General features: G+C 60.6%; 11 protein-coding genes. 6 read left to right on the forward strand and 5 right to left on the reverse strand.

From position 1 onward, the window contains the following. Positions 1 to 120 precede the first annotated feature (120 nt). The 4 genes from N675_RS00570 (at position 121) to N675_RS00585 (ending at position 5,215) form a co-directional block, all read left to right on the forward strand. On the forward strand, positions 121 to 1,431 hold the full coding sequence (locus tag N675_RS00570) for an MFS transporter (protein ID WP_038037359.1): 1,311 nt from the start codon (positions 121 to 123) through the stop codon (positions 1,429 to 1,431). Between the two features lie 266 nt (positions 1,432 to 1,697). After that, the gene (locus N675_RS00575) at positions 1,698 to 3,119 is read left to right on the forward strand and encodes an L-lactate permease (protein WP_038037361.1); all 1,422 of its coding nucleotides are present in this window, start codon (positions 1,698 to 1,700) and stop codon (positions 3,117 to 3,119) included. 57 nt (positions 3,120 to 3,176) lie between these two features. Further along, complete coding sequence (locus N675_RS00580) at positions 3,177 to 4,022, forward strand: carbon-nitrogen hydrolase family protein (protein WP_038037364.1); 846 nt, start codon at positions 3,177 to 3,179, stop codon at positions 4,020 to 4,022. Between the two features lie 77 nt (positions 4,023 to 4,099). Further along, positions 4,100 to 5,215 carry an NAD(P)/FAD-dependent oxidoreductase gene (locus N675_RS00585; RefSeq protein WP_051913701.1) on the forward strand — a complete coding sequence of 372 codons (1,116 nt, stop codon included), beginning with the start codon at positions 4,100 to 4,102 and terminating at the stop codon, positions 5,213 to 5,215. Here the strand turns inward: N675_RS00585 and N675_RS00590 are convergent. From N675_RS00590 to N675_RS00610, 5 genes are all read right to left on the reverse strand, one after another. After that, positions 5,190 to 5,588 carry a response regulator transcription factor gene (locus tag N675_RS00590; protein WP_038037365.1) on the reverse strand — a complete coding sequence of 133 codons (399 nt, stop codon included), beginning with the start codon at positions 5,586 to 5,588 and terminating at the stop codon, positions 5,190 to 5,192. The genes N675_RS00585 and N675_RS00590 overlap by 26 nt on opposite strands. After that, the gene (locus N675_RS00595) at positions 5,575 to 6,618 is read right to left on the reverse strand and encodes a cytochrome d ubiquinol oxidase subunit II (RefSeq protein ID WP_051913703.1); all 1,044 of its coding nucleotides are present in this window, start codon (positions 6,616 to 6,618) and stop codon (positions 5,575 to 5,577) included. The genes N675_RS00590 and N675_RS00595 overlap by 14 nt, the downstream gene beginning before the upstream one ends. A 2-nt stretch (positions 6,619 to 6,620) precedes the next feature. Next, positions 6,621 to 7,964: a cytochrome ubiquinol oxidase subunit I gene (locus N675_RS00600; RefSeq protein WP_051913705.1), complete on the reverse strand. Its 1,344-nt coding sequence runs from the start codon at positions 7,962 to 7,964 to the stop codon at positions 6,621 to 6,623. A gap of 313 nt (positions 7,965 to 8,277) precedes the next feature. Beyond that, positions 8,278 to 9,690, reverse strand: a complete 1,413-nt coding sequence (locus tag N675_RS00605) for an MmgE/PrpD family protein (RefSeq protein WP_038037371.1) — start codon at positions 9,688 to 9,690, stop codon at positions 8,278 to 8,280. 10 nt (positions 9,691 to 9,700) lie between these two features. Continuing rightward, positions 9,701 to 10,246: a YIP1 family protein gene (locus N675_RS00610; RefSeq protein ID WP_038037375.1), complete on the reverse strand. Its 546-nt coding sequence runs from the start codon at positions 10,244 to 10,246 to the stop codon at positions 9,701 to 9,703. 416 nt (positions 10,247 to 10,662) lie between these two features. On the opposite strand from N675_RS00610, the gene N675_RS00615 reads away from it, so the two are divergent. Both N675_RS00615 and N675_RS00620 read left to right on the forward strand, forming a co-directional pair. Then, positions 10,663 to 10,944 carry a lipoate-protein ligase small subunit gene (locus N675_RS00615; RefSeq protein WP_038037376.1) on the forward strand — a complete coding sequence of 94 codons (282 nt, stop codon included), beginning with the start codon at positions 10,663 to 10,665 and terminating at the stop codon, positions 10,942 to 10,944. After that, positions 10,941 to 11,765 (forward strand): lipoate--protein ligase family protein, encoded by an 825-nt coding sequence (locus N675_RS00620; protein WP_081886729.1) that lies wholly within the window; start codon positions 10,941 to 10,943, stop codon positions 11,763 to 11,765. Before N675_RS00615 ends, N675_RS00620 begins: the two co-directional genes overlap by 4 nt. Positions 11,766 to 12,200: the final 435 nt, after the last annotated feature.

A 12,200-nucleotide genomic window follows, 5' to 3' on the forward strand; every position in this document is an offset into this window, starting at 1 on the left:
CGCACACTCGTGAACAGGATGCCGTAGTTCGGCCGGGATGACAAGCGGGACTTGCCGTCCTGTTGAGTCACTGCTATGCTGCCGCTCCGAGAACGACCGATTGACGGAGGAGCATTGCCGATGGCAGAACACAGTGCAACACGTTCAACGGAAGCGGGGCTCTTCACGCTCGATTGGTATCGCATGCTCGGCAGCAACGCCCGGCATGCCTTTTGGGCTTCCTTTCTCGGTTGGGCGCTCGACGCGTTTGACTATATGGTCTTCTCCTTTGCGCTCGGCGCGATTGCGGCAACCTTCAGCCTCAATAAAGGCCAGTCTGGGTTGATTGCAACGGTAACACTCGTCGTTTCGGCGTTTGGCGGCATGCTCGCCGGCATGCTCGCCGACATGATTGGCCGCGTGCGCACGCTCATGATTACTGTTGCAGTCTACTCTTTGTTTACGTTTCTCTCTGGTCTTGCTCAGAGCTACGAGCAACTCTTGCTCTTCCGCGCGCTCCAGGGGCTTGGCTTCGGTGGCGAGTGGGCAGCCGGGGCTATCCTGATGGCCGAGATCGCCAATCCCGAGCACCGCGGTCGGGCGCTCGGAGCGGTGCAGAGCGCGTGGGCGGTTGGCTGGGGACTTGCGGCAATTGCCTACACCGTCGTCTTTAGCCTAGTCGACCCATCGTTGGGGTGGCGCATCCTGTTCTGGCTCGGCATTATCCCTGCCTTGCTTGCCCTCTATATCCGTGCGTATGTGCCTGAGCCGGAGGTTTTCATCGAGACCCGACGCGCCAAGCAGGCGCGTTCGCGTGAGGCCATCCAGAGTGGTGCAACCGCTAACCCACTGCGCCAACTCTTCCGTCGTGATCTCATCGGTACCACGATCGCCGCGTCGGTCTTGGCTGTTGGTGCTCAGGGCGGCTACTACAGTATTTTCACCTGGTTGCCGACGTATCTGAAAACCGAGCGACATTTGAGCGTCGTTGGCACTGGCGCCTATACCGGTGTCGTCATTGTCGGTTCGTTCCTTGGCTACGTTATCAGTGGCTACTTGAATGACTGGCTTGGCCGGAAGCGCACTTTCGCGCTCTATGCTGTGCTCAGCGCTATCCTGATCGTTCTTTATGTCAATATTCCAGCCGGGGCAAATAGCTTGCTGTTAGTACTTGGCGGGCCGCTTGGCTTCTGCGCCTCGGGCATCTTCAGTGGCTTTGGGAGTTATCTTGCCGAACTCTTCCCGAGCCGAGCGCGTGGAGCTGGACAAGGCTTCGCCTACAATGTCGGGCGAGCAACGGGCGCCTTCTTCCCGACACTCATTGGCTTCCTCTCGGCGCAGGTAGGGCTTGCCGGTGCCATTGGCTTTGGCGCGCTCGCCTATGCGCTCTGCCTCATCGCGTTGCTCTTCCTGCCTGAAACTCGAGGCAAGGCCCTCGTCGCCGTCCAGTAACGGCTTGTCTCCCATCACCCTCAATCACGCGCTGCCTCGTCGCTGTGCCCTGGTACACGGCGCAGATGAAGCGAGGCTTGCGCCGCACTGCCAACCAGTGGCGCTGCGATAGGATTGCGAGAGCAGAATGCAACCTTGGCCCGATGACAAGCGGTCGAGGACGCAGTCGTGCTGTGAGGAGAGAGCGGGCGGCGATGCTGTTTACGTTGTTTCCGAGGACGTGCACCGGTTCCGGATTACGTTAAGTACGACCAAGGGGCTGGGTGATGGCGAGTGTGCTTGCGCTTTTACCGCCAGCGGTTGCAGCAGTTTTGCTGCTCCGTGGCCTACGACCGACACTGGCTGCGCTCATTGCGTATGCCGTTGGCCTTAGTGCATTACTCGTCTTTCCAACCTCACTTGCCACACTCCTCCAGGCCGAGCAGCGGGCGGCTGTTACCGCAGCTGAGGTGTGCGTGATCATTCTTGGTGGGATCACACTGGATGAGCTTGCCCGCCATGCTGGCACAATGGCGGCAGTCGGCTCCTGGCTTCGCACGGTCACTCGCGATGTCCCTCATGCTGTCCTTCTCATTACGCTTGGACTGACGCCGTTCTTCGAATCGATCACCGGTTTTGGTATTGGTGCGGTGATCGCATTATCACTGCTTGCCGCTGTCGGTGTCGCGGGGCCGAAACGTGCCATGCTCGCATTGCTAGGGTTAGTTGCTGTCCCGTGGGGGGCACTTGCCCCGGGAACATTGGTCGCGGCTCGACTTGCTGGGGTGTCCTATCGCTGGCTTGGCACCCTCAGCGGGATGCTCTCGTTGCCAGTCTTCCTCGTTGCTGGTGCGGCGGCACTCATGCTTGCAGTGGGACGCCACGCTGCTCTGGCACGCTGGCCCTTGCTGCTACGCGGAGCCCTTAGCCTTTGGATCGGGATCACCCTTGTCAACGCCGTGCTTGGCACACCGCTAGCTGGTATGCTCGGTAGTCTCCTTGCCATTGTCGCGCTGGTTGTCCCACTCCCACGTTCGGCCCGCTCTGTCGGTACGCCGCTCGTACTACGGGCGTTTGCTCCCTATCTTGCACTGGTTGGTCTCCTCCTGTTGGGACGTCTGGCTGCGTTGCTTCTCACTTCAGTCAGCACCCGAGCTGCAACTGTTATTGCTCACCCGGTTGCTGCGCTTACGCTCACCTGCGCTGGTTTCGCCATGCTCGAGCGGCGCGCTGGCCGTGAGCATGCAGGCTGGCCACGGGTGGTATGGCAGCGCTGGTTGCCGGTTGCTGTGACGACGCTCCTCTTTGTCTTGCTTGGTGGTGTGATGATTGCCTCAGGTATGACGGTTGCGCTTGCGCACCTTGTCAGTGCGCTCGGTCCAGCCTACGTCTTGACGGTTCCGTGGGTTGGCGGTGTGGGCGGATTTCTGACCGGCTCCAACACCGGTGCCAACGCCATGTTCGCTGCAGCACAGGCGCAGGCTGCAAGCGCTCTGGGCTATTCGCCGTTGCTTATGGTCGCTGGCCAGAACGTCGGCGCTGCTCTGCTGACGATGGCGTCACCGCCTCGGGTAAGCCTCGTGCTCTCTTTGCTCGATCCAGCTGACCGTGATCCGTTCATCAGCCGACTCGTACTGCTGGTCGATGGACTCGCGTTGCTTGCAGTGAGCCTGCTATTGGCCGCTGGAGCGCGAGCGTTTCCTGCTTGACGAGATATTCCTGCCCAGCGACAATCGAACGCACAGAGCACGGAAGGACGGATGTCGATGGATACGCTGCGGGTTGCCGTCGTACAGATGAACTCCCAGTCTGACAAGGCAGCGAATGTGGCCACTGCCGAGCGTCTTATCGACCAGGCTGTCGCGGCCGGGGCACAGGTTGTGGCGCTCCCGGAGTGTGTTGATTTCCTCGGCCCACATGTGATGCAAGCCGACCTTGCCGAGCCGATCCCCGGCCCAACCACCGAACGCTTTGCTGCCAAAGCGCGGCAGCATGGTATCTACCTCCTCGGTGGCTCAATCCTCGAGCAGAGTCCGGTTCCCGGCAAGCATTACAACACGAGCGTCCTCTTTGGCCCCGATGGCGCAATCCTAGCTGTCTACCGCAAAATCCACTTGTTCGACGTTGACTTAACCGGCAATGTCAGCACGAGTGAGTCGGAGACCACGTTGCCGGGTGAGCAAATCGTCACAGCGCAGATCGCTGGGCATTCCGTTGGCTTGACGATCTGTTACGATCTCCGCTTCCCTGAACTCTACCGGCTGCTTGCTCTGGCTGGGGCCGAGCTCATCTTCGTCCCTGCTGCTTTCACACTGTACACCGGTAAAGATCACTGGCATGTACTCCTGCGGGCGCGGGCGATCGAGAACCAGTGCTACATCGCTGCTCCAGCTCAGATCGGCCCGCACGATGGTGGCCAGTGCTACGGCCATGCCGTGATCGTTGATCCATGGGGAACAGTGGTGGCAGAAGCGCCGAACCAACGCGAGGCGATTGCTGTTGCCACCATCGATTTTGCCTACCTCCAGCAGGTACGGCGTGAGCTGCCCGCGCTCGCCAACCGGCGTCCTGCTGCCTATCAAGGGCTGCTCGCGGCACTCCCGACACACTAGCCAGCTCTTGCGCTCGACACTGTCCCGTGTCACCATCCTGCTGAAAAGGCGGGGCCATGTGATGGAAAGGGATACGTGTGAGGAACGCGCAAACACAGGTTGTTGTCATTGGCGCCGGCGTGATCGGGGCGAGCATTGCCTATCATCTTGCTGAAGCAGGGGCTCTCGTTACAGTAGTTGAGGCGCTACCTGGGCCTGGACTTGGCACGAGCAGTGCTAGCTTTGCCTGGATCAATGCCAGTGCGAAATCTCCCTACGATTACTACGCGCTGAATGCTGCCGGCGTAGTCGAGCACAGGCGCTTAGCTGAGACGTTTGGAGAAGCATCCTGGCTCCACACTGGCGGAAATCTCGTCTGGCCTGACACGGAAGCCCTGCGTGCTTTCCGCGACCGTGTTAGCGAACTCGAACAGTGGGGCTATTGTGTGCAGTGGCTAAAACCGCAGGAAGCTGCTGAGCGTGAGCCAGCGCTGCGTGGCCTCGAGGCGGCTCCCGGCCTAGCCTTCTACCCCGAAGAAGCCTGGGTCGATGTGCCACTGCTTGTCCATGCTCTCCTTGAACGCGCGCAGGCACGTGGTGCGCGCCTTCACTGCGGTGACCCCGTGAAGCAGATTCAGCAGAAGCAAGGTCAGGTGGTCGGGGTGGTGACGGCCAGCGGGATTACCTTCCCTGCCCTTGCCGTGGTGAACGCGGCTGGGCCGGCAGCTGCCCAAGTTGCCGAGCTAGCTGGACTGCCATTACCACTGCGGCGCGAGCCTGGCCTCGTCGTGCGCGTCGCCGCGCCCGAGTGCCAGCTGCGCCACGTCGTGCATACGCCGATTGTTAACGTGCGTCCCGATGGCTCAGGCTTCCTCCTGGTGCACCATGAGTCGATCGACGATGAGCTTGGCGAGGCTCGTATTGTCAGTCCAGACGACCCGCGGTGTGCTGCCCTGCTGAGCCGCGCTCGCGACGTGCTGGCTGGTCTCGAGGAGGCTCGCGTGGTCGCAGCCCGCGTCGGCGTCCGGCCAATTCCGCGTGATGGTCGGACCTGTGCTGGAGCTGTTACTGCTCTACCTGGCTACTACGAAGCAGTTACCCACAGCGGCGTCACTCTCGGCCCGCTCATCGGCCGCTTGTTGGCACGTGAAATCCTGTCTGGTGAACGTGATCCACTCCTTGCGCCCTTCAGCCCTGACCGCTTTCCGCGCTAGCGAGCGCTTGCGTCCGAGCGACGATGTAGCCGATGCTGAAAGGCCGACGCACAATCTCTCGTGCGCGACTGGCCAGGATCGGGTCGACGGCGACGGTTGGCCGTGCCAAAAGCAGCAGTGCGGCCGACGGAACCAGTTGTACGAGCTGGCGCGCGGCTAGCAGGTCGTCGGCGTGCAGAGTGCCGACGTCAAGCACAATCACGCGTGGAACGTCGCCGACTGTGAGCTCCCAGCGTACTGCATCCCGTGCTGACTCGGTGGGATGGACCTGGAAGCCCGCCTCAGCGAGCGCGGCGTTCAAATAGGCTCGGGTTGGCCACTCTGGTTCGACGAGCAGCACAAGCGGTCGATTCGCTTCATCAGTGGTGCTCATCGGTCGATTCACTTGTCTGTAGCGGGCCAAAGAGCAGGCCGCCTTTGAATGTCCGGAACAGGTAGGCAAGCGACGGCAGCAGGATGACAGCACCAGCAGCAAGCCCGATCAGCAGGAGGCGCAAGGTGATTGCGGGTGCAGCCGCTTGCTGGATTGTCAGCTGTCCAGCGATCAGGTAGGGGTACATTGCCAATCCCCATCCCAGTAGGATCAGTGCAATCTGCCCTGCTGCCAGGATTCGTGCAAGTGGGTACCAGCGCTGCCACAGCGCGACAATGGCCCCGATGGCCATTGCACCCGTTAGGACGTGCAGCGGTAGCGACCACCAGCGGTGGAGTAAGCCGTTGCGGATCGTCGGGGCGGCTGCGCCTGCCAAGAGGAGGACGGTAGCCGCCATGATGCCGACTGCAACCGCTGCCCCAAGTGCTCGTCGTCGGAAGTCTTCGCGGAGGGCTGGATCCGTCGTGTCAAGCGTCAAGTAGACAGCTGCAAGGAACGCGAACTGGGCCAGCGCAAAGAAGCCGACAGCGAAGGCAAATGGCTGGAGCCAGCTGAAGAAGCCGCTTACAACTATGCCGTTCTCCAGCCGAATAGCCGACGTCGAGATAGTTCCAATCACGATACCGAGCAACACCGGCGCGATTGTGCTGCTGACTGCAAACACTCGTCCCCAACGCCTCTGGGTACGGTCGTCATCAGCAGCATAGGCCCGTAAGACGAACGATACTCCACGCAAGACGATTCCCACCAGCAGCACATGCAGCGGGATCGAAAGTGCAGTCATAATCGCAGCAAATGCTGGCGGGAAGGCAGTGAAGAGGATGACAACCACGAGAATGAGCCAGACATGGTTCGCTTCCCAGATCGGGCCAATGGCATGAGCAATTGTCTCGCGTTGAGCCTGGGCTCGTGGCCCACTCGCCAGCAGATCCCAGACTCCTCCGCCAAAGTCGGCACCGCCTAGCAGCGCATAGGCGATGAGGGCAATGAGCGCGATGGCCGCAATGATGTCAGGGAGACCCAGCACCATTCTCAGTCTCCTTCCGTGGCAACGGCTGGTGTCTGCCCGGGCAACGGCGGTATGTCGGGTCGCTGGACAACCTGTCGCCAAAAGACGACGGCAACGACAATCGCGAGCAAGAAGTAGAGTAGCGTGAAGAGCGCGAAGGGTACTGTTAACCCAGTCATCGGTGTCACAGCGTCTTTTGTCCGCATCACACCGTAGATGATCCACGGTTGGCGGCCGACTTCTGTCACGAACCAGCCCGTTTCGATTCCGAGGAATCCAAGTGGTGCGGCAATGATCAGTAGCCGCAGAAACCAGCGTGAGGCTGGCAATGTCCGTCGGCGCACGTACGACCACGTGGCCCATAGGCCAAGCAGGAAGAGAAAGACACCGATGCCGACCATGATTTGGAATGCAAGGTGAGGGATGATCGGGTTCGGGCGATCGGATGGCGGAAATGCGTTTAGCCCCTTGACTTCGGCATTCGGGTTGTGGGCGGCGAGCAAGCTCAGCCCGCAGGGAATCTCAAGAGCGAAGCGGGTTGTGCCTTCGCTTGGGATGGGGATACCGCCAATGCGCAGCGGGGCGCAGCGTTGGGTCTCAAACTCACCCTCCATGGCCGCGAGCTTCGCTGGCTGAAGCCGGTAGACCTGACGCCCAGCGTAGTCGCCGCTTATTGGCATGATCAGTGCAGCAATGACTCCAACGCTCAGCGCGATGCCCAAAGCTGCACGATGGAACCGGTCAGTGGGACGTCGCAAAAGCATCAGCGCGTGCAACCCGGCGACCCCAAAGCCGGTTGCCAGAAATGCGGCGATAGTCATATGCAAAGCTTCATGGGGCCAGGCTGGGTTGAACATTGCTGCGATCGGGTTAATATCAACCGGCTGACCGTTCTCAAGGCGGAAGCCAGTCGGTGTGTTCATCCACGAGTTAGCCATAATTACGAATAGCCCTGAGAACACGCCGCTAAGTCCGACGAGGATGCCCGCAAGGAGATGCATGCGTGGCGGCACGCGTTCCCAACCGTAGAGGTAAATCCCGAGAAAGATAGCCTCGGTGAAGAAGGCGAACCCCTCGAGCGAGAACGGCATGCCGATAATGCCGCCTGCATAGCGCATGAAGGTCGGCCAGAGCAAGCCGAGTTCAAACGAGAGCACGGTGCCGGAGACGGCTCCAACAGCGAAGAAAATCGCAGTGCCCCGCGCCCAACGGCGGGCAAGCGAAAGGTACAGCCGGTCGCCGCGCCGTAGCCAGAGATACTCAGCGATTGCCATCAGCCAGGGCATCGCAATACCGATTGCAGCGAAGATGATATGGAATGCGAGTGATAAGGCCATGGTCGAACGGGCGGCAAGGAGATCACTCATCGGTTAGCCCCCTGTCAGTCGACCGCTTTGCGGCTCTTGCCGCAATCTCCGCTGTAAGCGTAGGCCAACCAGCGTTGCACTCCTGTCGGGAAACGTCCAGCGATAACCGTCAGGAAATCTTTGGCGATTTAAGGGATTTCCGCTAGTAGAGCTGTCACACTGCCAAGGATACGCCATGCGTGATACTCACGTAGCGGGCTAGCGGGTTCAGTTCGCGAGTGCCACAGCTCGCTCAGCGAATGCGTTGCAAAAAGCGAGTGCAAACACTCCTGCTGGCATGGCTGAATGGCCAAAGGGAACAGGAGCGGAGACATTAGGTGATTGGGCGTTCCTCAGGTGTTGCCTCAGTGACAAGGTGTCGCACTGTTGGTGCTGTGCGAATCGCTTCAATCGCGGCAATCAACCGATCGATCTGCTCCGCTGGCAAAACACGCCCCGCACAGTCGCGGAACTTCGTTAGCAGCATCTCGCGGCTGAACGGGTGCTGTGGATGTCCACGAGCTGAGGATGCCGTCGTTTCAAGAGTCCTGCCGTCGTGCAGTGTTACGCGGACCCGGGTAGTCATCTGGTGGAAGCCGCTAGCCTCGACAGCGGGATCGATGGCAACAGTGATCCGCTCCAGCACTGCCGCTATATCTGGTTGGTGTACTCGCTCTTCGCTATACTGGGCCAGTCCACTCGCGCGGTCAAGCAGGGCGATAGCAATCGCATATGGCAAGCTGAACTTGGCCTCGAGCGCTGTCTGGGGGCGAGGGTGCAGGAGAGCGCTGGTCATGTAACGGCTTACGCCCACGTCGATGCGCACAACCTGCTCTGGCCGTAGGTCGTATTTGTGGACGAGGTCAAGCATTGCATCAAGCGCTGGATGTGTGAGCGAGCCGGAGGGCGCGGGCTTCAGGGCAATCCCTGGACGTTCGAACGTCCAAGGGTTGCCAAGCCGCTCGTGCACAGCCGCTGGGTCGTATCCATCGGCGTAGGCGTGGAAGAAGCCGCGTTCGGCTTCGAGAATATTCGGTGCAGCGGTATAGCCCCGCGCTGCAAGAAGTGCCGCGGTGACGCCATTTTCGGCAGCACGCCCAGCGTGCCAGGGCTTGGTCATGGTTCCGAACTGTTCACGTAACCCCCCAGCCATGGCCGCGGCCAAAGAGAGCGCTCGGGCGATGACGTCTGGTGCTGCCCAGAGTAACTTCGCCGCAGCCACCGCTGCCCCAAGACAGCCGACCACGCCGGTCGTATGAAAGCCGGCCGCATAGAGTCGTGGGTTGGCTGCCTCAGCCAGCTTGCACGCGACCTCGACACCAGCCAAATAGGCCGTCAGGAAGGCCTCGCCGCTTGCACCTGTGTGCTCCGCCATGGCTAACGCGGCTGGATAGACTGGCGCCGAGGGATGCATTAAGAGCCCTGAAACGCGGTCTGGACGTTCAGCCAGCTGCGTATCGTCATAGTCCAGCGCGTGGGCTGCGGCGCCGTTGAGCCGGGCTGCGAGCGCCAGTGGCAACCGCAAGCGTGTGCCAAGTACGTTCGCCTGCGCAGCGCCACCCTGCAGCTGAGCATCAGCCTGCAGGATGAGGCTAAGCGGCTCGGTCGCGCCAGCCAGCGTTACCCCAACGGTGTCGAGTAAGTGGCGGATGCCAAGTTCCTGAACCTGTTCAGGGATAGCATCAAGCCGGAGTCCTGCCACCCACGTAGCGACGGCTGCTGTCAATCCACCGCCATGGATGTCCACCGCGTGTCTCCTAGCGGAACAGCGAGGCCAGACCGACAAAAAGACTACCGATAATAAAAATGGTGAACACTTCTGCCAGCGTAGCCACGACAGCCGTCCCGATTGCCCGCAGCGTGGTGAAGTCGAGCGCTTGCCGAATCGCGACGATGGTCGCAAGCAGCACCCAGATTGCCGTTATGAGCGCGACAAAGAGATCGAGCCCCGGCACGGGAATGATGCCGAGAATGTTGAGAATAGCCGGAGCGTGAGCAAAGCCAGTCGTGCGAAGAAGCTGGCCCCATGTCGCCTCGGTCTGTGGGGTAGCGAAGAGCTTGACGCCAATGAGATAGGTAAAAGCAGCAAACACTGCCCAACCGATGACTCCGCCGACGACTCCACTGACTAAGCCAACGATGCCGTTACGTCCAACGTTGCTCACCCCTTCAGCCAGAGCCGCGAGCACGACGATCGTCAGTGCTGCAGTTGTCGCGTCAGTGTCGTGCTCGACGGCTTCATATGCGTTCGGGTCGAGCTTCGCTGCGCCAATTGCTCGTTCAATAAGCGATCCCTGCATCATCGTTGTTCTCCTTCTCTTGTACTTGACTGCACGTACGGAGCGAAGAACATGTGCCTATCTCTCCAGGAGTAAGTCGTTGGAAGTGTCGATGGTCGTCGCTGCCCTGTCAAGGGACAACGTAAACAAGAGATGAACGGGACAGTCGCCTGTCATCACTGGCAGCGGCGCGATTGAGCGACCAGATGCCCATCGGCTGTCCCCACCACGACGGTTCCGGTTGTTTCGTCTAGAACAAGCGCCGTCGGCTGAAGGCCGTACCTTGTGGGGTCAACTGCGTTGTTATGGTTCCTGCGGGAACATGCGAAGACGGTAGCATCTGACGCAGGACTTCAGTGAGCCCTGGATAAGGAAGGGGACGGCGCACGAGCAGCCGCGGGCGTAGAATTATCATCGGTAAGGAGAAAGTGAGGTTGCCGATGCCTCATGGTGAATACAAGACGCCTGGCGGCAAGCTGGTCGTCGTCGACTTTGACTTGCACGATGGCCGGTTAACGCACGTCGTCGTCAGTGGTGATTTCTTCCTTGAACCTGAAGATGCGATCGATCAGATTGCGCAGGCGCTTGAAGGTCTGCCCGCTGCGGAGCTGGATGAGGATGCCATCGCGGCTCGTGTGCGCCAAGCCTTGCCGCCCGATGCCGCCCTCATTGGCTTTTCACCGGAAGCTGTGGCCCGTGCTGTAAGGAGAGCGTTCGCATGAGCACCCCAACCAGTAAGCCCGCCATCATCCGTGAAGAGACGCCTGAGGAGCGCCAGCGCTGGCGACGCTACCGCTGGCAGCTTCTCATCGGCCCAGCCTTTGATCCGCCGATGCAGATGGCGTTAGACGAAGTTCTGACCCGCCGTGTTGGCCAGGGGCGTCGTCCGCCGACGCTGCGGTTCTGGGAATGGAGTGCGCCGGCTGTCGTCCTTGGGCGCTTTCAATCGCTGCGCAATGAAGTGAACCTTGACCTGGCCCGTCAGTATGGCATCACCGTCGTACGCCGGATTACGGGTGGCGGTGCGATGCTGACCGAGCCTGGCCGAGTTATCACGTATTCCATTTACACGTTGCCAGAGCATGTCGAAGGCCTGTCTTTTGTTGATTCCTATGCCTACCTCGATAACTGGGTCATCGCTGGCCTGCGAGCGCTCGGCATCGACGCCTGGTACGAGCCGATCAATGACATTACCTCAGCGGCTGGCAAGATTGGCGGCGCAGCCCAGGCTCGCCGTTTCGGAGCAGTCCTCCACCATGTGACGATGGCCTATGATGTCAGCCCGCAGAAAGTCGCCGAAGTCTTGCGTATTGGTCAGGAGAAGCTCAGCGATAAGGGCATTCCAAGCGCAGCAAAGCGCGTCGCACCGCTCCGGCAACAGACCCATCTGCCGCGTGAGGTGATCATCGACCATCTCGTCGCGGTCTTCCGCGAACGGTACGGCCTTGAGCCCGGCGAACTGCTGCCCGATGAAATTGCCGAAGCCGAAGAGCTCGTGCGCACGAAGTTCGGCACCGAAGCGTGGACGGCGGCACTACCGTAGCAACTGGTGACTTCACGTTGAGCACGGTGGCTGCGCGCGGTGCTGCATAAGAGAGCAGGCGGGGTGGCTGGAGGGCTTGCCGATCGGCAAGCGAGCATGCTACGGTTAGCAATGAATGGGAGGCGGATGCGGATGTCTCCCGTATTCGCTTGTTGGCTTGCAAAGGCGATGACGGAACCAGTGCCTGCCATGTCATGCCAGAAGCGAGCCTGGGATGGTGGAAGCCAGGTGCCTCTGATGTGGCAGGAGATCGTTCCTGAGCCGCTGCCCGAACCTCCGGCAAGGGAGTAGTAGGCGCAGTCGGGAGCCGCCCGTTATTGCGGCAGGGCCATAGCACCACGAGCATCGATGTGGCCCGTGCTCTGGCCTACTGAGCGGGTCTGCAACGTCGCAGGCCAAGCGAGGTGGTACCGCGGGTAACCCCGTCCTCGATTG

The organism is Thermorudis peleae, assembly GCF_000744775.1.
Classification (GTDB): domain Bacteria; phylum Chloroflexota; class Chloroflexia; order Thermomicrobiales; family Thermomicrobiaceae; genus Thermorudis; species Thermorudis peleae.